A 24,905-nucleotide genomic window follows, 5' to 3' on the forward strand; every position below is an offset into this window, starting at 1 on the left:
AGGCCGCAAGCGAGAAACCGGGCAGTCAACAAACCGCATGAGAGCCTGAACACCAGACTGGGGCGCCTCCGGGCGCCCTCCTTTTTTCTAAATTTTGCAAAAATTTCATCGTTCTAAGTTCTGGCGCGGTGGCCGTTCATGTTTCAGTCTCGGAGATATAGCGCCGAGGACGGACCATGAACGCAAACGATCTCTCCCGTGATCTGCCGATTCCCTTGCCGGAGGAGCCGTGCAGCGACGCGGATCGCGCGCAGATCGCGCTCGCCGCGGGCAAGATGGCGAGCTTCGAGTGGGATATTCCGTCCGGGACGGTTCACTGCTGCGAGCGCCTGCCGCATCTGTTCGGGCTGCGGACGGTACGACGGAACTACCCGATCGACGAGTTCTTCGCCGCGATCCATCCCGACGATATCCCCGCCATCGACGCGGCGGTGCAGCGATCCATCGCGGAGGGCTGCGACTACGTGATGGAGTGGCGCGTCGATCACGTCACGCGCGGCACGCGATGGATCGCAGGCCACGGGCGCATCGTCGAGCGGGACGCCGATGGCCGGGCGCGCCGGATGCTCGGCGTGAACTGGGACATCACGGAGCGGCGGGAGCAGGAGGAGGCGCTGACCCGCATGGCGCACGAGATGGACCACCGCGTCGGCAACTGCTTTGCGATGATGGCGGGCCTCGTCGGGATCGCCGCGCGCCGCGCGGAGACGCCGGGCCAGATGTCGGACATGCTGCGTCAGCAGATGGTCGCGCTGCGCGATGCCCATGATATCAGCAAACGGCTGCCCGACCGTTTCGGGGAGGAGCGCAACTGCATCGATCTCGCGCGACTGCTTTCGGTCGTGCTGCGCCCCTGGCACTCCCACGCCCCCGATATCGACATCCCGCCGGGGATCGAGATTCGCGCGGAGGCGGGCACCAACCTGGCCGTGATGTTCTACGAACTCGCCACGAATGCGGCGAAGCATGGCGGACTGTCCGATACGGGAACCGGGCTGAAGGTCACGCTCGATCCGTCTTCGGACGATGGGCTCACGCTCGTCTGGCAGGAACGCAGCAGCTGTGCGGTTCCAAGGCTGCACGGCGCGAAGGGCGGCGGATACGGCACGCTTCTCCTCGCCCAGGTGGCGCGATCCATCGGGGCGGAAATGCGCCGCGAGGAGGCCGTCGGATCGATGAAACTGACGCTGCACCTGCCCGCGTCGATCCTGGTCGACGTCGATGCGGCTTCGCGCAGGCCCGCCGCCGCGCCGGAAGCATACGGTCGACAGGTCGCGACGAACTAGCGCGGGATGCGCAGCGTGGCCTTCAACCCGCCGAAGCTTTCGGACCGTTCCAGGATCAAAGCGCCACCGTGACTGCGCGCGACATCGGCGGTGATCGACAGGCCGAGGCCGACCGAACCGGTTCCCTCGTTCGGGTTGCGCGCCGGATCAAGCCGCGAGAAGGGCCGCAATGCCAGCTCCCTTTGATCCTTCGCGATGCCCGGCCCGTCATCCTCGACGATGTATTCGAGCCGCGTGCGCGTCAGCCTGACCGAAAGCCGCACCCGCGCGCCGAACCGCACCGCATTGCCCAGCAGGTTCTGCAGGGCGCGCGTGATCGCGATCTCGCGCAGATCGACCATCGGATCGTCGGGCGTGTCGGTCTGCGCCTTCAGCGCCACCGGCGCGCCTTCGCCGCGCAGGCGCGTCACCATTTGACGGGCTAGGGCGACCGGATCGACGGCGCGCGTCTCCTCCATCGCCTCGCCGCGGGCGAAGGCCAGGAACCCGTCGAGCATCCGCTCCATCTCCGCCACGTCGCCGATCATATCGTCGGTGTCGGGACCGGGCTCGGCGAGGCTGAGGCCGAGGCGCAACCGGGTGAGCGGCGTGCGCAGGTCGTGGCTGACCCCCGACAGCATCGACGTGCGCTGCTCGATCTGCCGTTCCAGCCGGGTGCGCATCGCGAGGAACGCGGCACCGGCGCGCCGGACTTCCTCCGCCCCGCGCGGGCGAAACGGCTCCGAACGTCCCTTGCCGAACGCTTCGGAAACCTGCGCGAGCTCACGGATCGGCCGGATCTGGTTGCGCAGGAACAGGACGGAAATGGTGGCGAGCACCGCCGCGGCGAAGATCATCCAGGTCAGCAGAAGGTGAGGATTGGAGGCGACCACCCGACGCTCGGGCACCAATGCCGTGACGGTCCCGACCTCGCTCGCCACCTCGACCACGAAGATCTTGTCGAGCGACACGGTATCGAGCCGCAGCGGCCTGTCGATCACGTCGCGCAGCGTCTGCGCCGCGGCACCGCCGGAGATGTCGAGCAGTCCCAGCCGGTCCCGCGCCATTTCCCGCGGCTCGCCGTCGACCAGCAGCGTCAGACCCAGCAGACCGCTGATGAGATCGATCTGCCGCTCACGTTCCGCGCGCGATGGGGACTGCTCGATGATCGAGACCGCGTAGTTGAGCTCCGACCCGACCGAACGCGCCATCTGCTCGGTCACGCCTTCGACATGGCGCGCGATGAAGACCGTCGCGGCGACGATCTGGATGCCGATCACCGGGACGAACAGGATCAGCAGCGCCCGCGAAAAGAGGTTGCGCGGCATCCAGCGCTTGAGCCATCTGAAATCCATCATGATGCAAGGGGTAGGGTCTCGCCCCCGCCCGCGCAAGGAGGGAGCGATGGTTGAGGGACTTCGCCGGATCACGGCCCCGAATGGCGGTCCGATGACCCATACCGGAACGCAGAGCTATCTGCTGGGGACGGGCGAGGTCGCTCTGATCGATGCGGGGCCGGACCTGCCCGCGCATCGCGCCGCGATCCTCGACGCGCTGGCGCCGGGGGAGCGGATCACCCATCTGCTCGCGACCCATGCCCATCTCGACCACACTCCGCTCGCCACCCGGCTGGGGCGGGAGCTCGATATCCCGGTCCTCGCCTTCGGGCGCGCGGAGGATGGGCGGCGCCCCGTGATGCAGGCCCTGGCCGGACAGGGCCGGATCGGGGGCGGCGAGGGCGTCGACGCCGATTTCGCGCCCGACATGACCTTGAGCGATGGCGAGACGGTCGTCAGCCCCGACTGGACCCTGGAGGTCTGGCACACGCCCGGTCACATGGCCGGGCACCTCTGCTTCCTCGACCGCGAGCGCGGCATCCTGTTCACGGGCGATCACGTCATGGGCTGGGCGAGCACGCTCGTCTCGCCGCCCGATGGCGACCTCACCGCTTTCATGGCATCGCTGCGGCGGATGCAGGGGCGCTGCGACGGGTTGACCTTCCACCCCGGCCACGGGGAGCCGGTCGTCGAGGCCGAGCGGCGCATCGCCGAGCTGATCGCCCACCGCGAAATGCGCGAGGCGCAGGTGATGGCCGCGCTCGAGAGCGGCCCTGTCGCCGTCGAGCCCCTCACTGCGCGGATCTACACCGATGTCGCACCCACACTCTTGCCCGCGGCCGCGCGCAACGTGCTCGCGCACCTCATCGATTTGACGGAGCGTGGTCTGGTGCGCTGCGATGGCCCGATCAGCCCGGAGGCGACATGGTCGCGCGCGTGATGATCTCATCGGCCATGCGGGCGGGATCGCTTCGATCCCCGATCGGTACGCGGGACCAGTCCTTCATTCGGTTGCGGAACCAGGTGCGCTGCCGCTTGGCATATTGGCGGCTGGCGGTCACGGCTTTCGCTCGAGCGGTGTCGAGGTCGGTCTCTCCGCGCAGATGGGCAATCAGTTCCGGCGCGCCGATGGCCTTGGCCGAGGGCATGGTCGGATCCCAGCCGGGCAGGGCGGCGCGCGCCTCGTCCAGCGCGCCGCCCTCGAGCATCCGGTCGAAGCGTCGCGCGATCCGCGCGTTCAGCCACGGGATATCGGCGTCGAGCAGGATGGGCACGGCATCGCGGAGCGACAGCAGCGGCGGCGGCGTCTCGTCCTGCCAATCGGCCAGCCCCCGTCCCGTCGCGGTCAGGACCTCCCAAGCGCGCTGCACCCGCATCGGGTTTTGCGCATCGATCCGGGCCATCGTGCGCGGATCGCGGTCTGCCAGATCCGCGCGCATCCGCTCGGCTCCGCGCGCGTCCGCCTCCGCGCGGATCTCGGCGGAAGTTGCCGGGATCAGAGCGAGACCGTGGGTCAGCGCGTGGAAGTTCAGACCCGTCCCGCCGACGATGACGAGCGGCGTTCCTCGCCCCAGATACGGGGCCACCTCTCGCAGCCAGTGACCGGTCGAATAGGCCTGCCGGTCGCCGACATGCCCGTAGAGAACATGGCGCGCACGTGCGAGCTCCGCATCCGAGGGCCGCGCGGACAGCAGGCGCCAGCGCGCGTAGACCTGCAGCGCGTCGGCATTGACGATGGTGGCCTGCATCCGCTTGGCCAGCGCGAGGGCCAGCGCGGATTTCCCGCTGGCCGTCGGCCCGGCGATCAGGACCGGTCTCACCGCGCCGCCCCGTCGCGCAAGGTCACGACCTGCGCCTCCAGCGTCCGCGCATCGGCGGGATCGTGGCTCACCATCAGGATCACGTCGCCGGAGGCCGCCCGGCGTCGGATCAGGTCCCGCGCTGCCTCGCGCCGATCCGCGTCGAGCCCGGTGAACGGCTCGTCGAGCAGCACCAGGCGTGCGGGCCGCAGCAGGGCGCGCATCAGCGACACCCGCTGCGCCTGACCGCCGGAGAGGTCGGCGGGGCGCCGATGCAGCAGCGGGCCGAGGTCGAGCGCGTCGGCCAGCGCCGCCGGATCCGCCCCCCGTGCGCCATAGGCGAGGTTCGCCTTCACGTCGAGATGCGGGAACAGCCTTGGCTCCTGAAAGGCCATCGCGAGGGGACGGCGTTCCGTCGGCAGCGCGGTCAGATCCGCCCCCTGCACCACGCAACGCGGCCGGACCGCCTCGACCAGCCCCGCCGCAAGATGCAGCGTCAGCGTCTTGCCTGCACCCGATGGCCCGTGAAGGACGGTGATCGGCGCATCCGACGCGATGTCCACGTCGAGCGCGAAGTCCCGCTTCTCGATCCGACCCTGCAACAGCAACCGGCTCATCGGCTTTGCCCCGAAAGGCGGGCGCGGGTTCGCCGCTCAAGCCATTCCGAAAGCAGGAACGCCCCGAGGGCGACCGCGACCGAGATGCTGACGAGCCGGGTCGCGACCGCGTCGCCGCCGGGGGATTGCAGCGCCGAGTAGATCGCGATCGGCAGGGTCTGCGTCTCCCCCGGGATGTTGGCGGCGAAGACGATGGTGGCCCCGAACTCGCCAAACCCGCGGGCGAATCCCAGCGTCGCGCCCGCCAGAAGGCCGGGCGTCGACAGCGGAAGCGACAGCGTGAAGAACCGCCGCATCGCGCCCGCGCCCAACGTGCGCGCCGCCGCCTCCAGCCTGGAGTCTAGCGCCTCGATCGACAGGCGGCAGGCCCGGACCATCAGCGGGAAGGCCATGATGCCCGCCGCGAGTCCCGCCGCGAGGCTGGTGAACGGCACCGAGATCCCGAGCGTGCCGAGCGCCGCGCCGAGCGGGCCGTTGCGGCCAAACAGTGTCAGCAGCAGATAGCCGACCACGACCGGCGGCAGGACCAGCGGCATCTGGACCAGCGCCTTGACCAGCGCCTTGCCGCGAAACGACCGACGCGCCAGCGTCCATGCGACCAGATAGGCCAGCGGCAGTCCGATCAGCGTCGCCCAACCCGCGACCCGCAGGCTGAGCGACAACGCCGCCCATTCCGCCGCTCCGAGGCTCATCCGTGGCCCGCGATCTTGGAGTGGGCGCGCGCTGTCCTCATGTCATCGCGGCCGCGATCTGCGCGGCGAGGCGCGCATTGTTGTGCACCAGCGCGATATTGGCGGTCAGCGAGGCGCCCTCGGTCAGCTCGAAGATCCGTTGCAGCAGGAAGGGCGTCACCGCCTTCGCCGCGATCCCCTGTGCCTCGGCTTCCTCCAACGCCTGCGCGATGACCGGGCGCAGCGTGTCGGCTGGCAGTTCCGATTCCTGCGGGATCGGGTTGGCGACCAGTTGCCCACCGGGCAGTCCGAGCGTAGCGCGCATCGCGTGGGCTGCGGCGATTTCCTCGGCGCTGTCCATGCGCAAGGGCACCGCGTGTTCGGAGGAGGCCGACCAGAAGGCGGGCAGCCGGTCCGTGCCATAGCCGATGACGGGAACGCCCAACGTCTCCAGCACCTCCAGCGTCTTCGGGAGGTCGAGGATCGCCTTTGCGCCCGCCGCGACGACCGTGACCGGTGTCTCGGACAGCTCGCGCAGGTCGGCGGAGATGTCGAAGCTCGTCTCCGCCCCGCGATGCACGCCGCCGATGCCGCCGGTGGCGAAGACGGCGATCCCGGCGAGATGGGCGCAGATCATCGTCGCGGCCACGGTGGTCGCGCCCGTGATCCCGCCCGCCACCGCGGCGGCCAGGTCGGCGCGCGACAGCTTCGCGACATCCTTCGCCTGCGCCAGCGCGTCGAGCTGGTCCGGCGTCAGCCCGATCAGGATCTTGCCTCCCTGAATGGCGATCGTGGCGGGAACCGCGCCCGCGTCGCGGACCGTCTGCTCCACCGCGCGGGCGGTGTCGCGGTTCTGCGGCCAGGGCATTCCGTGGGTGATGATCGTCGATTCGAGCGCGACGACGGGTTTGCCGTCGGCGCGCGCTTCGGTGATTTCGGGCGAGTAGAGCAGGGGCAGGGTCACGACGATGTTCCTTCGATATGCCGGGCCGCGGCCTCGACCCCGGCCTTCAGGGCCGTCTCATCGGACAGACCCTCCTGGATGGCAAGGGTGAAGGCCGCCGTCAGCGCATCGCCCGCGCCTGTCACCGATCCCGTGACGGATGCGGGTGTCGCGCAATGCACGCGCCCGTTCCGGCAGATCGCGGCGGTCCGCGCCCCGTCGGTGACGAGCGCAAAGGCCGCGCCTGCGGCGACCAGTGCCTCGGCCAAGGCGGGACCGTCGCCCTCGGCCCTCGCGATCACGCGCGCCTCGGCGGCGTTGCAGACGATCCCGGCGCCCGCCGCGACCGGCTCGCGCAGGCGCAGGGATTTCGCGGGACTCGCCGGAATCACCGTGATCCTGTCGACAGGCAGGTCGCCCAGCACCCGCGCGGGCATGTTGCCGTCCAGCAGAACCGGCCCATCCCAGCGCCTGACGGATTCACCGATCTTCTGCGCCCCGGCGGAGAACGTCGCCTGATCCGCCACCGCGCCGATCAGCCCGCCGTCGTGATCCTCGATCGCGACATAGCGATCCGTGGCCAGGCCCGGCAGGACCGCCACCTCGCGCGTGTCGATCCCCTCTGCCTGCAATTGCGCGAGCAGCGCGCGCCCCCGCGCATCGTCGCCCACGCAGGCCGCCAGCGCGACCCGGCCGCGCCGCGCGACATGGCGCGCGATGTTGCACGCGACCCCACCGGGGGCGTCGCGCACGCGGCCCGGCACATCGTCGCCCGGTGCCATCGCCTCGCCCGCACGCGCGAGGATGTCCCAATGCGCGGCCCCTGCGCACAGGATCGTCATTGCACCCATCCCAGCACCGCCGTCAGCGTCAGGACCGAAATGACGGTGGAAAACAGGATCGCCGTCGAGACGCGCTGCGGCGACACCCCGTAATGCTGTGCGATGATGTAGATGTTGCCCGCGACCGGCATGGCGGCGGCTGCGATCATCATCGCCGCGGCGAAGGGGTCGAGGTCGAAGACCCACAACGCGAAGACCGCGACCAGCGCCGGATGCGCGACCAGCTTCAACGCCGAGAGCCACAGGGCCGTGCTCGCCCGCTCGGCTGACTTGCCCGCGAGGCTCGCGCCGATGGCGAAGAGTGCGGCAGGCGTCGCGGCCGAGCCCAGGATCGTCAGGAACTCCGCCATCGGCACCGGCACCGGCAAGTCGTAGAGCGACCAGATCAGCCCGGCGGTGATCGACATCACCATCGGATTCGTGACCAGGCCGCGCAGGATGGTCAGCACCAGACCCGGCCCCAGCTTTCCCCGGCTGCCGGTTATGATCGCGACCACGAGGCTGCCGAACACGATCAGATCGACCGACAGCACCATCAGCACGGGGGCGGCCGCCCGTTCTCCGAACAGGCCGACCAGCATCGGGATGCCGAGGAAGCCGACATTGCCGATCACCGCGCATTGCGCCTCGATCGCCGAGGTGGCGAGCGTCAGCCCGCGCATCTTCGCGATCACCGTCGCCACGATGTAGACGATGGCCGAGGCCACGAGGTAGCACAGCAGGAAGTCGCCATTCGCGATGTCGGAGAATTCCAGGGTCGCTGCGAAGTTGAACAGCATGGCCGACAGCGCGAACCAGAACACGAACTGGGTCAGCGCCACCGCCGCCTCGCGGCTGAAGAAGCGCGTCGCCGCCGCCCCGTAGCCCAGCCCGATCAGCAGGAAGAAGGGCAGGGTCTTGAGGAATACGGGAAGCATGTGAGTCCTGCGAAGCGGCGCTGTCGGGGCAGGTTCTACCAGTTTTGGCGTCCGGTGCCAGCCGTCCTTGCCTCAAGCCCCACCGGCGCGCTATCGATCGACGGGCCCATGTCGCGCGGAGTACAGGCACATGCATATCCTCATCTTGCTGATCGGGGCGATCAGTGCAGCCGGGATCTGGTACTGGCGCTTCCAGCGGGCGCGGGACGTCGGGACCGATCTTCTCGATGCGGCCAACGACGTGCGCCTCGCCGCGCGTCGGCTGGGGTTTCGGCGTCGAACGAACGTCCATCCGGTGAAGACGGTGGAGGATCCGCGGCTCGCCGCGACCGGGATCCTCGTGGCACTTGCCGAACTGGACGGCGCGCTGAGCCAGTCGGAAATCACGGCAATTCGCCGCGAGACTGCACGCGTCTTCGGCGCCGACCTCGCAGAGGCCGATGAATTGCTGACCGTCGGGCGCTGGATCGTCGCGCAATGCAATGGTGCGGAGATGGCGGTCCGTCGCCTCTCCCGGCGTCTTGCGAAACTGTCCGGCCCCGAAGTTCTGCCCGATCTGGAGCAGATGGCGGACACCGTCCTGCGCGCGGACGGACGGGATCCCGACAGCCGCGACACGGACGCCGTCGCACTCATGCGGCGCGCCTTCGGACCGGCGCGCTGAGCCTGCTTGCATCCGCGCGCGATCCGGTCTAGGAGGCGCGCACTCAATCCCGCAGACGGGGGCGGGCCGGTTCGGGGAGACATCCCGCCCGGTCCACCGGTTGGGCAGATGCCCTTTCCCCCCGTCGAGGCGAAACCGGAAAGGAAAACGACGATGGCTCTTCCCGAGTTCACGCTGCGTCAGCTGCTGGAAGCTGGCGTTCACTTCGGCCACCAGACCCACCGCTGGAACCCCCGCATGGGCCAGTATATCTACGGTGATCGCAACGGCATCCACATTCTCGACCTGACGCAGACCGTGCCGCTGCTCGACCAGGCGCTGCAGGCCGTGCAGCAGACCGTCGCCAAGGGCGGCCGGATCCTGTTCGTCGGCACGAAGCGCCAAGCGCAGAAGGCCGTGGCCGAGGCCGCAGAGCGCTGCGCGCAGTACTACATGAACCACCGCTGGCTGGGCGGCACGCTGACGAACTGGAAGACCGTTTCCAACTCGATCAGCCGCATGAAGACGCTCGACGAGCAGCTGGGCGAAGGCGCTTCGGGCTTCACCAAGAAGGAGCGTCTGCAGCTCGACCGCGAGCAGGCGAAGCTCACCGCCTCGCTGGGCGGCATCCGCGACATGGGCGGCGTGCCCGACATCCTGTTCGTGATCGACACGAACAAGGAGGCGCTCGCCATCGCCGAGGCCAAGAAGCTGGGCATCCCGGTGATCGCCGTGCTCGACACCAACTCGAACCCCGAGGGCATCGACTACCCGATCCCCGGCAACGATGACGCGGCACGTGCAATCGCGCTCTACTGCGACCTGATCGCGCGCGCGGCGCTCGACGGCATGGCTGACCAGCTGGGTGCCGCCGGTGTCGACCTGGGCGAGATGGAAGAGGGTCTCAGCGAGGACGCCGTCGCCGAGGAAGGCGCGGACGCCTGATCCGTTCGGCGGGGCGCGACCCCGCCGTCATCAAACCGACACGCGCGGCCCTGTATCGAGGGTCGCGCGATCCGAGCTTTTCAGGAGAGATGAGATGGCAATCACCGCAAGCATGGTGAAGGAACTGCGCGAACAGACCGGCGCAGGCATGATGGACGCGAAGAAGGCCCTGACCGAGACCGATGGCGACATGGAAGCCGCGGTCGACTGGCTGCGTACCAAGGGCCTCGCCAAGGCCGCGAAGAAGTCGGGCCGCACCGCAGCCGAGGGCCTCGTCGCCGTGAAGGCCGAGAACGGCACCGCCGTCGCGGTCGAGGTCAACTCCGAGACCGACTTCGTCGCGCGCAACGCCGAATTCCAGGAAATGGTCGGCAAGATCGCGGATACCGCGATGGGCGTGGACTCGACCGAAGCGCTCGCCTCCGCCGACATGGGCGGCAAATCCGTCGCCGACACCGTGACCGACAAGGTCGCGACGATCGGCGAGAACATGTCCTTGCGCCGTATGGCAAAAGTGTCCGGTCAGAACGTCGCGGCTTACGTGCACGGGGCGATCACCGAGGGCATGGGCAAGATCGGCGTGATCGTCGCGTTCGACGGCGACAACGTGGAATTCGGCCGTCAGGTGGCGATGCATATCGCCGCGACGAACCCCGCTTCGCTGTCGGAAGATGATTTGGATCAAGCACTTGTGGAGCGCGAGAAGCAGGTGCTGACCGAGCAGGCGCGCGAGAGCGGCAAGCCGGATGCTGTGATCGAGAAGATGATCGTCGGCCGCATGAAGAAATACTTCGAGGAAGTGACGCTTCTCAACCAGAAGTTCGTTATGAATCCGGACGTTACGGTCGGTGAAGCGGCGAAGGAAGCCGGGATTTCGGTCACGGCATATGCCCGTGTCGAGGTCGGCGAGGGCATCGAGAAGGCGGAAGAGGATTTCGCCGCGGAAGTCGCCAAGACCATGGGCGGCTGAGCCGAGCCTCCGCTGAGGAAAACGACCGCCGCGCAAGGGATTGCGCGGCGGTTTTCATTTGGGGGGTGTGAACCGCGAGCCGCCTGGAGAGATGACACCCTAACGGTCCGGCAAGCTTCGTTAATGTCTGGAACGTGGTCTGCGATGCGTATGGCAGGCGTATGGCACGCGTATGGCAGATGGCTGGCGCACGGCATTCGTTAACGCGGCAGACAGACGGTCGCGCCCGTGCGAACATCGGCCGATGTTCGAGTACGAGATCAGCCCGGAGAGTGGCGCGCTGCAAGCACTGGAAGAATGTGTTTCCCAGCTTGCTCGCGTCGAGACTGAACCCGTCGCGTGGCGTTGGGCCATCACGTCGGCCTGCGACGCGGTGAACGCTGCGCTGGTCGCGCATCATACTGGCACGCGCGGGATCGGGGCTTACGGCAATGCCGCGAAGCATGCCGAATTACAGGACCGCCTCAGCGACCTTCACGTGGCTGCGCGGGCGTCCGAACAGCAGGACGATCCAGCCTTCCCCGAACGGGAAGAGACGAAGCTCGTCCGCGAGGAACTCAAACTGAGTATGCGAGTCCACTCCCTGCTCGATATGCTGACGAGCGTTGCCCTGCATTCCGAGCCGGAAGGTGCTGACCATGATGGCCCTCGAACGCGAAAGCGAGAAGCCGGATCGTTCGATACCGCCGGGGCAAAAGTGGACGTGTCGCCGGAGATGACCGAGGCAATTACGTATTTGCAAAGCCTGCGCAACAATCTCGTCCATGTTAAGCCGATCTCTTGGTCGATCGACATGAGAGGCATACCAGCGCGGCTGATGGAGGTGGCGAAGTTCCTGAGCTTGATGGACGTTTCCAGTTGGGCTTTTCGCCACTATTCCCCTGCTGAGAGAAAACGGTTCGGGATAGCAGTCCGTGAGTTGCTCGCCTCCGCATCCGCGCTGGATCGCAGGGTTCAGGCAACGGAGTGACCCGCGCCGCCCCGCAAATACCGCTGACCTCTTGACCGCCACCCCCATCCGGTCGACATCTGTCCAATGTCCATATTGCACCGCAACAACGAGGCCGGGCAGTTGGCTCGGCGGTTCGCCCAGTGGGAGGGGACCAGTACGGTTCATTCCGCGCTCGACGATGTGCAGGGGATCGGGGCGGGGGTGATCGCCACGGGGCTGGGGCTCGCGCTCTACCAGGCGGCGGGGCTGGTCACGTCCGGCATGGCGGGGCTGGCGCTGATCCTGTCCTACATGACGGGCTTGGATGCGGGATTGCTGTTCTGGGTGCTCAACCTGCCGTTCTATGCGCTTGCCATCCTGCGGATGGGACGTGCCTTCACCTTCAAGACCTTCGCGGCGATCAGCGCGCTGTCGGCGCTGATGTCGGTGCAGGGCGCGTGGCTGGGGCTCGACGCCGTGGCACCGGGTTACGCGGCGGTCGCGGGTGGGGTGTTGATCGGGTTCGGGCTGCTGGGACTGTTCCGGCACCGGGCGAGCCTGGGCGGGGTGGGGATCCTCGCGCTCTACCTGCAAGATCGGTTGGGGTGGCGGCCGGGGCTGACGCAGCTGGTCTTCGACCTCGGCATACTCGCGCTGGGGCTTGCGGTGCTGCCGCTCGGCGCGATGCTCTGGTCGCTGCTGGGGGCGGTCGTGCTGAACCTGTTCCTGACGGTGAATCACCGGCTCGACCGCTACATCGCGCGCTAGGCAAGCGCATATTGCGCCCTAGTTGGTGGCGCGCGGCGCGCATTAACCGTTGAACCCGGACGGCGTTCGGGGCAGGTATCGCGCGTAGCCGAGACCTGTAGGAGCCATTCATGTCAGACGACGCCCCGACCCCGAAATATGGACGGGTGATGCTGAAGATCTCGGGCGAGGCGCTAATGGGCGACCAGGGATTCGGCCTACATCCCCCGACGGTCGAGCGGATCGCGCGGCAGGTGCAGACCCTGCACGCGATGGGCGTCGAGATCTGCATGGTGATCGGCGGCGGAAACATCTTCCGCGGGCTGCAGGGCTCGGCGCAGGGGATGGAGCGGACGACCGCCGATTACATGGGGATGCTCGCCACGGTGATGAACGCGCTGGCGATGCAATCGGCGCTGGAGGCGCTGAAGATCAACACGCGCGTGATCTCGGCCATCCCGATGGATCAGGTCTGCGAGCCCTATATCCGCCGCCGTGCGGTGCGGCACCTGGAGAAGAAGCGCGTCTGCGTCTTCGCCGCCGGGACGGGCAACCCGTACTTCACGACCGATACCGCCGCGACCCTGCGCGCGAGCGAGATGAAATGCGAGGCGATCTTCAAGGGCACGCAGGTCGACGGGGTCTATGACAGCGATCCCAAGACCAACCCGGACGCCAAGCGCTATGACAAGGTGACCTATGACGAGGTTCTGGCCCAGAACCTCAAGGTCATGGATGCGAGCGCCATAGCACTCGCCCGAGACAACAAGCTGCCGATCGTGGTGTTTTCCCTCGCCGCCGAAGGAGGCCTCGCCGGGGTCTTGAGCGGGCAGGGGAAATTCACCACAGTGGCCGAATAAGACAGGAGACCACATGTCCGACGATCTGGATATCGACACCGACGCGATCGCCAAGCGCATGGACGGCGCGCTGACCAGCCTGCGCGGCGATTTCGCCAGCCTTCGCACGGGGCGGGCCTCGGCCTCGATGCTCGACGTGGTGGAGGTGGACGCCTACGGCTCCTCCATGCCGATCAATCAGGTGGCGACGATCAACGTGCCCGAGCCGCGCATGGTGACGGTCAATGTCTGGGACAAGTCGATGGTCGGCGCGGTGGACAAGGCGATCCGCAATGCGGGCCTCGGGATCAACCCGGTGATGGACGGCACGACGCTGCGCCTGCCGATCCCGGAGCTGAACGAGGAACGGCGGCGGGATCTGGCCAAGGTGGCCGGGCAATATGCCGAGCAGGCCCGCATCGCGGTGCGCAACGTGCGGCGCGATGGCATGGACCAGGTGAAGAAGGCCAAGGCCGCGGGGATGGCCGAGGACGACCAGAAGGTCTATTCCGACGAGATCGACGAGATCACCAAGGCGCATATCGCCAAGATCGATGCCGCGCTGGAGACCAAGCAGGAAGAGATCATGCAGGTCTGAGGACCCGCCGATCGAGGAGAGCGGACACATGGCACGCCCGACGAATGTCGCCATCATCATGGACGGAAACGGCCGCTGGGCCGTGCGCCGGGGCCTGCCGCGCGTGGCCGGTCACAAGAAGGGCGTGCAGCGCGTGCGCGAGATCGTGCGCGCCTGTCCCGACCTCGGGGTCGAGACGCTGACGCTCTATGCCTTCTCGACCGAGAACTGGAAGCGGCCGGTGATCGAGGTGGCGGCGCTGATGCGGCTGTTCCGCATCTATATCCGCATGGAGGCCGCGGAGCTGGAGCGCAACGGGGTCTGCGTGCGCTTCATCGGCGAGCGTTCGGCGCTGGAGCCGGACATCCGCGCGATGATGGCGGGGCTGGAGGAGCGGACGAAGGATAACGACCTGCTGACCTTGCAGGTCGCGCTGAACTATGGCGGGCGCGACGAGATCGTGCGCGCGGCGCGAAAGATCGCGGCGCAGGTGGCGGCGGGCGAGATCGCGCCCGGCGACGTGACCGAGGCGCGGTTCGCGGAGGCGCTCGACACGCGCTGCCCGGACCCCGAGCTGGTGATCCGCACGAGCGGCGAGCACCGCACCTCCAACTTCCTGCCCTGGCAGGCGGCCTATTCCGAATATGCGTTCGTGCCCGAGTGCTGGCCCGATTTCACGCCCGACCAGTTCGGCGCGATCCTCGACGAGTTCGGGACGCGCGAGCGCCGCTTCGGTGGAGTCGAGGCTTCGCAGGGCGGTCCGGCTTGAGCCAGGGCAAGGCGAGCGGTGGCAAGTTTTCCGACCTGAAGGTGCGGCTGATCTCGGCCGCGGTGCTGGGCGCGGTGGCGCTGGTCGCCTTCATCTTCGGCGGGTTGTGGAGTGCGACCCTGATCGGCGTCGGTGCGGGCGCGATGATCTGGGAATGGCGCGAGATGGTCGTGGGCCACCGGCAGGGACTGCGCTCGCCCGGCATCCTGATGATCCTCGCCGCGTTCCTCGGCGTCATCGTGGCGCATCTGGGCGGGCCGCTTCTGGGCATGGCGGTGCTCGGCGCTGGAATCGCCATCGGCGCGGCCTGGGAGCTGGCGCGCCTGCGCTTCATCATTCCCGGCTGTGCCTATATCGGGCTGTCGATGATCGCCATCGAGGCGCTGCGCAACGATTTCCGCTTCGGATTCCTGTCTGTGCTGTGGCTGGTGCTGGTGGTGATCGCGGTCGATGTGGGTGGCTATTTCGGCGGGCGCATCTTCGGCGGGCCGAAGCTGTGGCCGCGGGTCAGCCCCAAGAAGACCTGGTCGGGCCTGATTGGATCGGTGCTGTTCGCACAGGTGGCGGGGCTGCTCTTCGCGATCTTCGCAGGGCTGTCCTATCCGGCGGAGGTGGCGTTGCTGTCGGTCTTCGTGGCGCTGGTCGCCGTGGCGGGGGATCTGGCGGAAAGCTCGGCCAAGCGGTTCTTCGGCGTGAAGGATTCGAGCCGGTTGCTGCCCGGTCACGGCGGCATCCTCGACCGGGTGGACGGGCTGATGGCCGCCGGTCTGGTCGTCGCGGCGGTCAGCTTCCTTCGGGGTGAGAGCATCTTCCTGTGGTGAGACGGATCAGCGTCCTGGGCGCCACCGGCTCGATCGGGGCGAGCACGCTCGACCTGATCGACCGGGCGGGTGGGGCAGAGGCGTTCGACGTCGTGGCCCTGACCGGCGCAAACAATATCGAGGAACTGGCGCAACATGCCCGCCGTCTGAACGCGCGCATCGCCGTGACGGCAGACGAGAGCCGGTTGGACGACTTGCGAGCCGCGCTGGATGGGTCCGGTGTTGAGGCGGCGGCGGGTGTCGCGGCGCTGGAGGATGCCGCGCGCGAGCCGGCCGACTGGACGATGAGCGCCATCGTCGGGGCTGCGGGGCTGCGGCCCAGTTTCGCCGCCGCGGGGCGGGGCGGTACGCTGGCGCTCGCCAACAAGGAGAGCCTGGTCTGCGCGGGACGGCTGCTGCTCGATTGCTGTGCGCGAGGGGACACCACGCTGCTGCCCGCCGACAGCGAGCATTCCGCGATCTTCCAGGCCTTGCAGGGGGAGCGGGCCGCGACGGTCGAGCGGGTGATCGTCACCGCCTCGGGCGGGCCGTTTCGGACCTTCACGACCGACCAGATGCGCGATGTGACGCCCGAGCAGGCGGTCGCGCATCCGAACTGGGATATGGGGGTCGGCATCTCGATCGACTCCGCGAGCATGTTCAACAAGGCGCTGGAACTGGTTGAGGCGAAATATCTTTTCGACCTGACGCCCGATCAGATCGAGGTGCTGGTGCACCCGCAATCCATCGTGCATTCGATGGTGGGCTTTCGCGACGGATCGTTGATCGCGCAGTTGGGGCCGCCGGACATGCGCGGGGCGATCGGCTATGCGCTCGACTATCCCGAGCGGCGGGCGCTGCCGGTGGAGCGGGTGGATTTCGCAAAACTCGCCCGGCTCGATTTCGAGGCGCCGGACCCCGAGAGGTTCCCCGCGCTGCGTATTGCGAAGGATGTGCTGGAGGCCGGGGGGCGCGCGGGCACGGTGATGAACGCGGCCAAGGAGGCGGCGATGGCCGGGTTCCTCGACCGGCGGATCGGGTTCCTCGACATGGCCGTCCTTGTGGAGCGGGCGCTCGACGCGGTAGCCTGCGACGGAGAGCCCGAGAGCCTCGACGAGGTGCTGGCGCTCGACGCCGAGGCGCGCGCGGCGGTGGCCGAAGCCATGAAACGGATGGACCGATGATCGACCTGATTTCCGCTATACCGGTGCTCGGGCCGCTGCTCGCCACCATCCTGCCCTTCGTGGTGGTGCTGGGCATCGTCGTCTTCATCCACGAGTTCGGGCATTACATCGTCGGGCGCTGGTGCGGGATCCATGCGGAGGTGTTCAGCCTCGGCTTCGGCAAGGAGCTCTATGCCCGCACGGATCGGCGCGGGACGCGTTGGCGGATCGGGCTGCTGCCGCTGGGCGGCTACGTCAAGTTCCTGGGCGATGCGGACGGGTCGAGCCGGCCGGACCAGGCCTCGGTCGAGGGGATGGACGCGGCGGAGCGGGCGCGCAGCTTTCCGGGTGCCGCGCTGTGGAAGCGGGCGTTGACGGTGCTGGCCGGGCCGGTGGCGAATTTCCTTCTGAGCATCGCGATCTATTGCGCGCTGGTCTTCTGGACCGGCGTCGCGGTGGAGGAGGCGCGGCTGGGCGCGCTGCCCGAGTCGGTGCAGGGGGAGACGCCGCTGCGCGAGGGCGACGTGGTGACAGCGCTGAACGGGCAGCCGGTCGGCAGCTATGCGGAGTTGATGCGCGTCTTCAGCGAGATCGATTTGAGCCAGCCCGCGACCTACACGGTCGAGCGGGACGGCGAGGCGATGGACCTGGTGGTGGAGCGCCCGCGCCCGCCGCTGGTCGCGGGCGTGCGGCCCCTGTCGGGCGCGAGCCGCGCGGGCATCCGCGAAGGGGACCTGCTGCTGACCGCCGCAGGCGTGCCGCTGGTCGATTTCGACACGCTGCGCGAGACGGTCGCCGCCTCGGAAGGGGAGCCGCTGGAGATCGGGCTGCGCCGCGGGGCCGAGGAGATGGTGCTGACGATGGTGCCGACCGAGGAGGACGTGCCGCAGCCAGACGGCACCTTCGCACGGCAGGTCATCATCGGCGTGTCGATCGCGCCCTATCTGACGCCCGAGACGCGCAGCCCCGGCCCGGTCGAGGCGCTCGGCATCGGGGTGTCGCGGACCTGGGCGATCATCACCGGGACATTCGACGGGATCGGGCACATGATCGCGGGCAATATCAGCCCCTCGAACCTGCAGGGGCCCGTCGGCATCGCGCAGGTCTCGGGGGAGACGGCGGGGCAGGGCATCCTCAACTTCGTGCTGCTGATCGCGCTGATCTCGACGGCGATCGGGCTGATGAACCTGTTCCCGATTCCGGTGCTCGACGGGGGGCATCTTGTGTTCTACGCCATCGAGGCCGTGACCGGGAGGACACCATCGGGGCGCTGGGTGGACGTCGCGATGGGGATCGGACTTGCAATGGTGTTGTCCCTCATGCTTTTCGCGACGTATAACGACATCACACGTCTCTGAGGCCCGCCACGGCCCGCGAAAAGAGGCGACAGGCAGTCTTTGAGAGAGGCGGGGCAGAATGCGTTCCTTTACCCGAGTGACCGGTCTTCGCGCGCTCAGCGCATCCATCGGTTCCAGCGCGCTGCGCACGACCCTGATGGCTTGCGTGGCCAGTGCCGCATTGTCGACGGGGGCGATGGCCCAGCAGGTGCCCGGGAGCTTTACGCTCGGCGCCGTCACGGTGGAGGGCAACCGCCGCATCGAGGCGGAGACGGTGCGCGTCTACACCGATCTCGACGTGGGCGAGACGGTGACGCCCGCCACGCTCAATAACGCGGTGCAGGCGTTGTTCGCCACGGGGTTGTTCCAGGACGCGCAGATCCTGGTCGAGGGCAACGCGGTGCGCATCGTGGTCGTCGAAAACCCGTCGATCAACCTGATCGCCTTCGAGGGCAACGACATCGTCTCGGACGAGCTGTTGGAGCAGACGGTCGAGATCCGGCCGCGGCTGGCCTATAACCGCGCGGCGGTCGAGGCGGACGCGGCGCGCATCATCGATGCCTATCGCGGCGTCGGGCGGTTCGACGCGCAGGTGAACCCGGTCATCATCGAGCGGCCCGAGAACCGGGTCGACGTGGTCTTCGAGATCTTCGAGGGCGACGTGACCGAGATCGAGCGCATCACCTTCGTGGGCAATCAGGTCTTCGGCGACGGGGAGCTGCGCGACGTGATCGTCAGCCGTCAGGCGGGGATCCTGTCGACCTTCTTCTCCAACGACACGTTCGATCCGGGCCGGGTGCGGCTCGACGAGGAGCTGCTGCGGCAGTTCTACCTTGAAAACGGTTTCGCGGAGTTCGAGGTGGAAAGCTCGGTGGTCGAGCTGTCGCCCGACCGGCGCGGCTTCTTCCTGACCTACACGATCAACGAGGGGCCGCGGTACGATTTCGGCTTCGTCGACATCGACCCGCAGATCGCCGGGCTGGACGTGGCCGACCTCGACGGCACGCTGACCTTCGAGGCCGGGGACGGGTTCGACCAGAGCGAGATCGACGCCACCATCGAGAATATCCGAGAGCGGACGGGGCTCTTGGGCTTCGCCTTCGCCGACGTGGTGCCGCGCGTGCGCCAGAACACCGAGGAGCGCACGGTCGAGGTCACCTTCGAGATTGTCGATGGCGAGCGGGTCTTCGTCGAGCGGATCGACATTTCGGGCAACACCTCGACGCTCGACCGGGTGATCCGCCGCGAATTCGACCTGGTGGAGGGCGACGCGTTCAACGCCGCCTCGGTGCGGGAGACGGCGGACCGCCTGCGCGGCACCGGCTTCTTCTCCGATGTCAGCGTCGAGGTGGTCGAAGGCTCGGCCCCCGATCGCGCGGTCATCGAGACCGTGGTCGAAGAACAGCTGACCGGGTCGGTCAATTTCGGTGTCGCCTATTCGTCCGCCTCGGGCGTGGGCGGCTCGATCGCGCTGTCGGAGCGGAACTTCCTGGGCCGCGGGCAGGCGGTCGCGGTGGAATTCTCCACCGGCAGCGATCAGCAGGTCTATTCGTTCAGCTTCGAGGAGCCGCGTTTCCTCGACCGCGAGGTCGCCGCGGGCTTCGACCTCTACTACCGCGAGGTTGACCGGGAGACGTCGGATTTCAACGAGGCCTCGCTGGGCTTCGAGCCGCGCGTGACCTTCCCGCTGAGCGACAACGGCACGTTGCAGCTGCGCTATCGGTTGTCGAGCGACGAGATCGACCCCAACAACCTTGCCAACACGTCCCCGGCGATCCTGGCGGATGCGGGCGAGGACATCACCTCCTCCATCGGGTTCACCTATCGCTACGATCAGCGCAACAGCCGTGCCGCTCCGACGCGGGGCTATGTGCTGACCTTCACCGGCGATCTCGCGGGTCTGGGCGGCGATGCGCAGTACCTGCGGGGCACGGCGACGGGCCGCGTCTACAAGTCCTTCCGCAACGACGACGTCGTGACCTTCGTCGAGGGCGAGGTCGGGGCGCTGGCCTCCGCCGACGACGGCTCCCGCATCACCGACCGGTTCTTCCTGGGCGGCGCGTCGTTCCGCGGGTTCCAGTCGGGCGGCTTCGGCCCGCGCGACCGCGACACGAGCGGGGCGACCAATGTCGATTCGGCCCTTGGCGGCAACTACTACGCGGTGGTGCGCGCGCAGGCGTCCTTCCCGCTGGGTCTGCCGGAGGAGGCGGGGCTGTTCGGCGGCGTCTTCGCCAATGCGGGCTCGCTGTGGGGACTGAACGAGACGAACTTCACCGGACCGGCGCCGCGGGGCGCCTACACGATCGACGACAGCGCGGAGCTGCGCGCGACGCTGGGTGTCTCGCTGTTCTGGGACAGCCCGATCGGCGCGCTGCGCATCGACTATGCCGAGCCGGTGGTCAGCGTCGACGGTGACGATTTCGAGAAATTCCGGCTGTCGGGCGGCCGTCGCTTCTGATGCGGCGGCGCGTCTGGCCGCTGATCGCCGCCGTCCTGCTGGGGGCGTTCGCGCTGAACGCGCAGGAGCGGGAGCGCCCGCCGATCGTGCTGGTCGATCCGCGCGCGGTGCTGGAGCAGTCGGAGACGGGGCGGGAGATCCTGCGCCAGAACCGCGCCGATCGCGAGGCGCTGCAGGCGGAGGCCGACGCGATCTCCAACGCGTTCGAGCTGGAGGAGCAGGAACTCGCCGCGCGGCGCGACCTGGTGACGCGCGAAGCCTTTGCGGAGCTCGCGCGGGAATTCGACGAGCGGGTGCGCGCGGCGCGGGTCGAGCAGGATCGCCGGTCGCAGGCGCTCGCCGCACGCATCGAGGCGCGCGAACGGCGCTTTGCCCAGCAGCTCAACCCGATCTATGCGGGGATCCTGGGCGATAGCGGGGCGGCGGCCATCGTCGATCTGCGCAGCGTCATCCTGGCCGATGCGCAGCTCGACGTGACCGAGGAGGTGATCCGCCGGCTCGACGCACAGTCTGCCGCGCCGACCGGGCCCCGGACCCAACCGCAGGTTGACCCCCCGGAAGGCGGGGAATAACTCAGACGGAACCGCATCAGGAGGAGAGCGCCGGTGAGCGAGCAGCAGGACGACTTCAAGACCACCGCCGACCTGGGCGAGATCAAGCGGATGATCCCGCATCGCTATCCCTTCCTGCTGGTGGACAAGGTCCGCGACATGGTGAAGGGCGAAAGTGCGGTCGGCATCAAGAACGTCACCGCCAACGAGCCGCATTTCCCCGGCCATTTCCCGCAAGAAGCCGTGATGCCCGGCGTGCTGCAGATCGAGGCGCTGGCGCAGACCTCGGCCGTGCTGGTCTCGGCTTCGCTGGGGCTGATCGACAAGGAGGCGCTGGTCTATTTCATGTCGGTGGACGAGTGCCGGTTCCGGCGCAAGGTGGTGCCGGGCGACACGCTGGAGCTGCACGTGACCACCCTGCGCGGGCGCGGCAAGGTCTGGAAGTTCAAGGGCGAGGCGAAGGTGGATGGCGAGCTGGCCACCGAATGCGTCTTCGCCGCGATGATCGTCCCGCCCGAGGGCGCGTGATGGCCGCGCGGGGCGAGACTCGCATCCACCCGAGCGCCATCGTCGAGCCCGGAGCGCAGATCGGTGCGGGCTGCGAGATCGGCCCGTTCAGCATCGTCGGGCCGCAGGCGCGGCTGGGCGACGGGGTCGTGCTGCATTCCCACGTTGTGATCGCGGGCGACACGACGGTCGGGGACGACACGCGGATCTGGCCCTTCGCCTCGATCGGGCATCAGCCGCAGGACCTGAAATTCGCGGGCGAGCGCACGCGGCTGGAGATCGGCGCGCGCAACATGATCCGCGAATCCGTCTCGATCAATCCCGGCACGGCGGGCGGCGGCGGGCTGACGAAGATCGGCGACGACAACCTGATGATGCTGGGCACGCATGTGGGGCATGATTGCATCCTCGGCAACCGGATCGTGCTGGCCAACAATGCCGCCATCGCGGGGCATTGCAGGCTCGACGACAACGTGATCGTCGGCGGACAGTCGGGCGTGCACCAGTTCGTGCATATCGGGCGCGGCGCGATGATCGGCGCGGTCTCGATGGTGACGAAGGACGTGATCCCCTATGGCTCGATCGTCGGCAACCGCGGCGAGCTTGCGGGCCTCAACATCACCGGGCTGAAGCGGCGCGGGGTGGAGCGGCCGCAGCTTCACGCGCTGCGGGCGGCCTATCAGGCGATCTTCGTCGACGGGGCGGGCACCTTGCTGGAGCGGACTCGGCGCACGCGGGAGGATCACGCGGACGACCCGCTGGTGCAGGAGATCGCGGAGTTCATCCTGGCCGATCACAGCCGCTCCATCGCCACGCCGTGAGCGCGCTCGGCATCGTGGCGGGGCGCGGATCGCTGCCGCGCCGGATCGCGGAGCGGATGCGGGAGGCGGGCACGCCCTATCAAGTGGTCGCCCTGGACGGGTTCGCGGGCGATTGGGTCTCGGACCATCCACATGAGCGCTTGCCGATCACGGCGGTCGGGCGGCTGCTGGCAACCCTGCGCGCCGCGGGCTGCGACCGTATCGTGCTGGCGGGCGGCGTGGAGCGGCCGCGGATCAATCCGCTGACGCTCGACCGGCACGCGCTGCGCTGGATGATGCGGATCGCGCCCGCGCTGCGGCGCGGGGATGACGGGCTGCTGCGCACGGTGCGGGCGTTGCTGGAGGGCGAGGGGTTTGCGCTGGTCCCGGTCACGGAAGTGATGCCCGACCTGACCGAGCCGCCGGGCCTCCTGACGCGGGCCGGGCCGACGCGCGCGCAGGAGCGGGACATCGCGCGCGGCACGGCGCTGCTGCGCGATCTCGCGCCGCTCGATATCGGGCAGGGTGTGGTGATCGCGGAGGCGCAGGTGCTGGCGGTCGAGACCTTGCCGGGGACGGACGCGATGCTGCGCTTCGTCGGGCGGGAACGACCCGGCAGTGGCGGCGTCCTGGTCAAGCGGTTGAAGGAGGCGCAGGATCGGCATGTCGATCTGCCGACCATCGGCCCCGATACGGTCGAGGGCGCGGTGGCGGCGGGCTTGTCCGGGATCGCGATCGAGGCACATGGCGTGCTGGTGCTCGACCGCGACGCGGTGATCGCGCGTGCGGATGCGGCGGGCCTGTTCGTGAAGGTGATCCGATGAAACTGTTCCTGATCGCGGGCGAGCCCTCGGGCGATCGGCTGGGTGCGGCGCTGATGGCCGGGCTGAAGACGCTGGTGCCCGGCATCCGCTTCTACGGGATCGGTGGCCAGATGATGCAGGCCGAGGGGCTCGACAGCCTGTTCCCGATGGAGGAGCTGAGCGTGATGGGCCTGACGGAGGTGCTGCCGCGCCTGCGCGGGCTGCTGCGCCGCCGGGACGAGGCTGTCCGGGCGGTGCTGGACCTCGGCGTCGATGCGCTGATCACCATCGACAGCCCGGATTTCTGCCTGCGGGTCGCGGCGAAGGTGCGCGCGCGGCGCAAGATGCCGGTGATCCACTACGTCGCGCCCTCCGTCTGGGTCTGGCGCGAGGGGCGGGCGGCCAAGATGGCGCGCCATGTCGATCACGTGCTGGCGCTGCTGCCCTTCGAGCCACCGTTGATGGAGGCGGCGGGCATGACCTGCGATTTCGTCGGGCATCCGGTGGTGGCCGAGCCGCAGCCGACGCTGCGCGACCGGGAGCGGCTGCGCGCGGAGCTGGGCCTGCGCGACGGGGTGCGGGTGCTGTGCGTGCTGCCCGGATCGCGCGAAGGGGAGGTCGCGCGACTGTCGGGGCGCTTCGGCGCGGCGCTGGGATTGCTGGGGCATGACGATCTGCACGTCGTGGTGCCGACCGTGCCGCATGTGGCCGAGCAGGTGCGGGCGGAGGTCGTGGACTGGCCGCTCGCCTGCACGGTGCTCGACCCGCGGGGACGGCCCGCGGGGGAGGCGGAGATGCGAAAGCGCGCGGCCTTCCAGATCTCGGACGCGGCGCTCGCCGCCTCGGGCACGGTGGGGCTAGAGCTGGCGATGGCGGGGTGTCCGGCGGTCATCGCCTACCGGATGTCGCCGATCACCACCTTCCTCGTAAAGCGGATGGTGAAGACGAAATATGCCAATCTCGTCAACATCCTGCTGGACGAACCCGCGGTGCCGGAGGTGCTGCTGGACGCGTGCGAGCCGGACAATATCGCAGGCGCGCTGCGCCCGCTGCTCGACGATCCGCAGAGGGCGATGGTGCAGCGAGCGAAGCTGATCAAGGCGATGGGGATGCTGGGCACGGCGGACGATTCGCCGGGGCTGCGCGCGGCCCGCTCGACCCTCGCGGCGATCGAGCGGTTGAGCTGAGGCTCAGCGCGGCAGCATCGTGGCGCCGGTCGCCTCGGCCAGCGCCTTGGGCGAGACGGTGAAGACGTGGCGCGGGGAGCCCGCGGCGGCGACCACGCCGTCGAAGTCGAGCAGGCGCGGATCCATGTAGACGGGCAGCGCGGTCTCGTGCCCGATCGGGGCGACGCCGCCGATGGCGAAGCCGGTCTCGCTGCGCACGGTATCGGGATCGGCGCGGTCGAGCGTGGTGCCCGCCGCGCGGTTCGCGGCCTTGAGGTCGAGCTTGCCGCCGCCCGCGACGAGGAACAGGTGCAGGTCGCCGTCGAGCGAGGTGAAGACCAGCGACTTGACGATCTGATCGATCTCGACGCCGCAGGTCTCGGCGGCTTCGGCCGCGGTTCGGGTAGAGGCGGGCATTTCGAGGATGACGATCTCGAGGCCGAGATCCTCGGCAGCCTGGCGGACGCGGTCGACGGATTTGCTCATGTGCGTGGTGTCTGAAAAAGAG

27 protein-coding genes are annotated in these 24,905 nt (G+C 68.5%); 19 read left to right on the forward strand and 8 right to left on the reverse strand.

What is annotated here, in order from left to right; genetic code table 11:
* Positions 1-176 precede the first annotated feature (176 nt).
* Positions 177-1,286, forward strand: a complete 1,110-nt coding sequence (locus RX333_RS00825) for a PAS domain-containing protein (RefSeq protein ID WP_316013004.1) — start codon at positions 177-179, stop codon at positions 1,284-1,286.
* Here RX333_RS00825 and RX333_RS00830 read toward each other — a convergent pair.
* Positions 1,283-2,623: an ATP-binding protein gene (locus RX333_RS00830; RefSeq protein WP_316013005.1), complete on the reverse strand. Its 1,341-nt coding sequence runs from the start codon at positions 2,621-2,623 to the stop codon at positions 1,283-1,285. The genes RX333_RS00825 and RX333_RS00830 overlap by 4 nt on opposite strands.
* A gap of 46 nt (positions 2,624-2,669) precedes the next feature.
* Here RX333_RS00830 and RX333_RS00835 point away from each other — a divergent pair, with 46 nt between their 5' ends.
* On the forward strand, positions 2,670-3,542 hold the full coding sequence (locus tag RX333_RS00835) for an MBL fold metallo-hydrolase (protein ID WP_316013006.1): 873 nt from the start codon (positions 2,670-2,672) through the stop codon (positions 3,540-3,542).
* Here the strand turns inward: RX333_RS00835 and miaA are convergent.
* The 6 genes from miaA to RX333_RS00865 are packed head-to-tail and all read right to left on the reverse strand — an operon-like array spanning position 3,511 to position 8,391.
* Positions 3,511-4,422, reverse strand: a complete 912-nt coding sequence (gene miaA, locus RX333_RS00840; protein WP_316013007.1) for a tRNA (adenosine(37)-N6)-dimethylallyltransferase MiaA — start codon at positions 4,420-4,422, stop codon at positions 3,511-3,513. The genes RX333_RS00835 and miaA overlap by 32 nt on opposite strands.
* Complete coding sequence (locus RX333_RS00845; RefSeq protein ID WP_316013008.1) at positions 4,419-5,018, reverse strand: ATP-binding cassette domain-containing protein; 600 nt, start codon at positions 5,016-5,018, stop codon at positions 4,419-4,421. Before RX333_RS00845 ends, miaA begins: the two co-directional genes overlap by 4 nt.
* Positions 5,015-5,710, reverse strand: coding sequence for a molybdate ABC transporter permease subunit (gene modB, locus RX333_RS00850; RefSeq protein ID WP_316013009.1), 696 nt, complete (start codon positions 5,708-5,710; stop codon positions 5,015-5,017). The genes RX333_RS00845 and modB overlap by 4 nt, the downstream gene beginning before the upstream one ends.
* 37 nt (positions 5,711-5,747) lie before the next feature.
* Positions 5,748-6,653, reverse strand: a complete 906-nt coding sequence (locus tag RX333_RS00855) for a pseudouridine-5'-phosphate glycosidase (protein WP_316013010.1) — start codon at positions 6,651-6,653, stop codon at positions 5,748-5,750.
* Complete coding sequence (locus RX333_RS00860; RefSeq protein ID WP_316013011.1) at positions 6,650-7,474, reverse strand: PfkB family carbohydrate kinase; 825 nt, start codon at positions 7,472-7,474, stop codon at positions 6,650-6,652. The genes RX333_RS00855 and RX333_RS00860 overlap by 4 nt, the downstream gene beginning before the upstream one ends.
* On the reverse strand, positions 7,471-8,391 hold the full coding sequence (locus RX333_RS00865; protein WP_316013012.1) for an AEC family transporter: 921 nt from the start codon (positions 8,389-8,391) through the stop codon (positions 7,471-7,473). The genes RX333_RS00860 and RX333_RS00865 overlap by 4 nt, the downstream gene beginning before the upstream one ends.
* 130 nt (positions 8,392-8,521) lie before the next feature.
* On the opposite strand from RX333_RS00865, the gene RX333_RS00870 reads away from it, so the two are divergent.
* The 17 genes from RX333_RS00870 (at position 8,522) to lpxB (ending at position 24,418) form a co-directional block, all read left to right on the forward strand.
* Positions 8,522-9,055 (forward strand): TerB family tellurite resistance protein, encoded by a 534-nt coding sequence (locus RX333_RS00870; protein WP_316013013.1) that lies wholly within the window; start codon positions 8,522-8,524, stop codon positions 9,053-9,055.
* A gap of 153 nt (positions 9,056-9,208) precedes the next feature.
* On the forward strand, positions 9,209-9,979 hold the full coding sequence (rpsB, locus tag RX333_RS00875; protein WP_316013014.1) for a 30S ribosomal protein S2: 771 nt from the start codon (positions 9,209-9,211) through the stop codon (positions 9,977-9,979).
* A gap of 94 nt (positions 9,980-10,073) precedes the next feature.
* Entirely contained in the window at positions 10,074-10,949 is an 876-nt protein-coding gene (gene tsf, locus RX333_RS00880; RefSeq protein WP_316013015.1) for a translation elongation factor Ts, read from the forward strand.
* Between the two features lie 244 nt (positions 10,950-11,193).
* A complete protein-coding gene (locus tag RX333_RS00885) occupies positions 11,194-11,919 on the forward strand; it encodes a hypothetical protein (protein ID WP_316013016.1) in 726 nt (241 codons plus the stop codon).
* Between the two features lie 66 nt (positions 11,920-11,985).
* The gene (locus tag RX333_RS00890; RefSeq protein WP_316013017.1) at positions 11,986-12,648 is read left to right on the forward strand and encodes a YitT family protein; all 663 of its coding nucleotides are present in this window, start codon (positions 11,986-11,988) and stop codon (positions 12,646-12,648) included.
* Between the two features lie 110 nt (positions 12,649-12,758).
* Positions 12,759-13,487: a UMP kinase gene (gene pyrH, locus RX333_RS00895; protein WP_316013018.1), complete on the forward strand. Its 729-nt coding sequence runs from the start codon at positions 12,759-12,761 to the stop codon at positions 13,485-13,487.
* Positions 13,488-13,500: 13 nt separating this feature from the next.
* The gene (gene frr / locus RX333_RS00900; protein WP_316013019.1) at positions 13,501-14,064 is read left to right on the forward strand and encodes a ribosome recycling factor; all 564 of its coding nucleotides are present in this window, start codon (positions 13,501-13,503) and stop codon (positions 14,062-14,064) included.
* A gap of 28 nt (positions 14,065-14,092) precedes the next feature.
* On the forward strand, positions 14,093-14,812 hold the full coding sequence (uppS, locus tag RX333_RS00905; protein WP_316013020.1) for a polyprenyl diphosphate synthase: 720 nt from the start codon (positions 14,093-14,095) through the stop codon (positions 14,810-14,812).
* Entirely contained in the window at positions 14,809-15,633 is an 825-nt protein-coding gene (locus RX333_RS00910; protein ID WP_316013021.1) for a phosphatidate cytidylyltransferase, read from the forward strand. The genes uppS and RX333_RS00910 overlap by 4 nt, the downstream gene beginning before the upstream one ends.
* The gene (gene dxr, locus RX333_RS00915) at positions 15,630-16,796 is read left to right on the forward strand and encodes a 1-deoxy-D-xylulose-5-phosphate reductoisomerase (protein WP_316013022.1); all 1,167 of its coding nucleotides are present in this window, start codon (positions 15,630-15,632) and stop codon (positions 16,794-16,796) included. The genes RX333_RS00910 and dxr overlap by 4 nt, the downstream gene beginning before the upstream one ends.
* Positions 16,793-18,133 (forward strand): RIP metalloprotease RseP, encoded by a 1,341-nt coding sequence (rseP, locus tag RX333_RS00920; RefSeq protein WP_316013023.1) that lies wholly within the window; start codon positions 16,793-16,795, stop codon positions 18,131-18,133. Before dxr ends, rseP begins: the two co-directional genes overlap by 4 nt.
* A gap of 76 nt (positions 18,134-18,209) precedes the next feature.
* Positions 18,210-20,570, forward strand: coding sequence for an outer membrane protein assembly factor BamA (bamA, locus tag RX333_RS00925; RefSeq protein WP_316013024.1), 2,361 nt, complete (start codon positions 18,210-18,212; stop codon positions 20,568-20,570).
* On the forward strand, positions 20,570-21,142 hold the full coding sequence (locus RX333_RS00930) for an OmpH family outer membrane protein (RefSeq protein ID WP_316013025.1): 573 nt from the start codon (positions 20,570-20,572) through the stop codon (positions 21,140-21,142). Before bamA ends, RX333_RS00930 begins: the two co-directional genes overlap by 1 nt.
* Before the next feature lie 33 nt (positions 21,143-21,175).
* Positions 21,176-21,649 carry a 3-hydroxyacyl-ACP dehydratase FabZ gene (gene fabZ, locus RX333_RS00935; protein WP_316013026.1) on the forward strand — a complete coding sequence of 158 codons (474 nt, stop codon included), beginning with the start codon at positions 21,176-21,178 and terminating at the stop codon, positions 21,647-21,649.
* Complete coding sequence (gene lpxA, locus RX333_RS00940) at positions 21,649-22,449, forward strand: acyl-ACP--UDP-N-acetylglucosamine O-acyltransferase (protein ID WP_316013027.1); 801 nt, start codon at positions 21,649-21,651, stop codon at positions 22,447-22,449. Before fabZ ends, lpxA begins: the two co-directional genes overlap by 1 nt.
* On the forward strand, positions 22,446-23,252 hold the full coding sequence (locus RX333_RS00945; RefSeq protein ID WP_316013028.1) for an LpxI family protein: 807 nt from the start codon (positions 22,446-22,448) through the stop codon (positions 23,250-23,252). Before lpxA ends, RX333_RS00945 begins: the two co-directional genes overlap by 4 nt.
* Positions 23,249-24,418, forward strand: a complete 1,170-nt coding sequence (gene lpxB, locus RX333_RS00950) for a lipid-A-disaccharide synthase (protein WP_316013029.1) — start codon at positions 23,249-23,251, stop codon at positions 24,416-24,418. The genes RX333_RS00945 and lpxB overlap by 4 nt, the downstream gene beginning before the upstream one ends.
* Before the next feature lie 3 nt (positions 24,419-24,421).
* On the opposite strand, the gene RX333_RS00955 is transcribed toward lpxB, so the two are convergent.
* A complete protein-coding gene (locus RX333_RS00955) occupies positions 24,422-24,883 on the reverse strand; it encodes a YbaK/EbsC family protein (RefSeq protein ID WP_316013030.1) in 462 nt (153 codons plus the stop codon).
* Between the last annotated feature and the right edge of the window lie 22 nt (positions 24,884-24,905).

This window comes from Roseobacter sp. HKCCA0434, from assembly GCF_032464675.1.
Taxonomy (GTDB): Bacteria; Pseudomonadota; Alphaproteobacteria; order Rhodobacterales; family Rhodobacteraceae; genus Pontivivens.

Excerpts from the sequence above, each read along its gene's own strand:
- RX333_RS00825 (WP_316013004.1), top strand. The coding sequence starts at position 177 with ATGAACGCAAACGATCTCTCCCGTGATCTGCCGATTCCCTTGCCGGAG.
- RX333_RS00830 (WP_316013005.1), bottom strand. The coding sequence starts at position 2,623 with ATGATGGATTTCAGATGGCTCAAGCGCTGGATGCCGCGCAACCTCTTT.
- RX333_RS00835 (WP_316013006.1), top strand. The coding sequence starts at position 2,670 with ATGGTTGAGGGACTTCGCCGGATCACGGCCCCGAATGGCGGTCCGATG.
- RX333_RS00845 (WP_316013008.1), bottom strand. The coding sequence starts at position 5,018 with ATGAGCCGGTTGCTGTTGCAGGGTCGGATCGAGAAGCGGGACTTCGCG.
- modB (WP_316013009.1), bottom strand. The coding sequence starts at position 5,710 with ATGAGCCTCGGAGCGGCGGAATGGGCGGCGTTGTCGCTCAGCCTGCGG.
- RX333_RS00860 (WP_316013011.1), bottom strand. The coding sequence starts at position 7,474 with ATGACGATCCTGTGCGCAGGGGCCGCGCATTGGGACATCCTCGCGCGT.
- RX333_RS00865 (WP_316013012.1), bottom strand. The coding sequence starts at position 8,391 with ATGCTTCCCGTATTCCTCAAGACCCTGCCCTTCTTCCTGCTGATCGGG.
- RX333_RS00870 (WP_316013013.1), top strand. The coding sequence starts at position 8,522 with ATGCATATCCTCATCTTGCTGATCGGGGCGATCAGTGCAGCCGGGATC.
- rpsB (WP_316013014.1), top strand. The coding sequence starts at position 9,209 with ATGGCTCTTCCCGAGTTCACGCTGCGTCAGCTGCTGGAAGCTGGCGTT.
- tsf (WP_316013015.1), top strand. The coding sequence starts at position 10,074 with ATGGCAATCACCGCAAGCATGGTGAAGGAACTGCGCGAACAGACCGGC.
- RX333_RS00885 (WP_316013016.1), top strand. The coding sequence starts at position 11,194 with ATGTTCGAGTACGAGATCAGCCCGGAGAGTGGCGCGCTGCAAGCACTG.
- RX333_RS00890 (WP_316013017.1), top strand. The coding sequence starts at position 11,986 with ATGTCCATATTGCACCGCAACAACGAGGCCGGGCAGTTGGCTCGGCGG.
- pyrH (WP_316013018.1), top strand. The coding sequence starts at position 12,759 with ATGTCAGACGACGCCCCGACCCCGAAATATGGACGGGTGATGCTGAAG.
- frr (WP_316013019.1), top strand. The coding sequence starts at position 13,501 with ATGTCCGACGATCTGGATATCGACACCGACGCGATCGCCAAGCGCATG.
- uppS (WP_316013020.1), top strand. The coding sequence starts at position 14,093 with ATGGCACGCCCGACGAATGTCGCCATCATCATGGACGGAAACGGCCGC.
- rseP (WP_316013023.1), top strand. The coding sequence starts at position 16,793 with ATGATCGACCTGATTTCCGCTATACCGGTGCTCGGGCCGCTGCTCGCC.
- RX333_RS00930 (WP_316013025.1), top strand. The coding sequence starts at position 20,570 with ATGCGGCGGCGCGTCTGGCCGCTGATCGCCGCCGTCCTGCTGGGGGCG.
- lpxA (WP_316013027.1), top strand. The coding sequence starts at position 21,649 with ATGGCCGCGCGGGGCGAGACTCGCATCCACCCGAGCGCCATCGTCGAG.
- lpxB (WP_316013029.1), top strand. The coding sequence starts at position 23,249 with ATGAAACTGTTCCTGATCGCGGGCGAGCCCTCGGGCGATCGGCTGGGT.
- RX333_RS00955 (WP_316013030.1), bottom strand. The coding sequence starts at position 24,883 with ATGAGCAAATCCGTCGACCGCGTCCGCCAGGCTGCCGAGGATCTCGGC.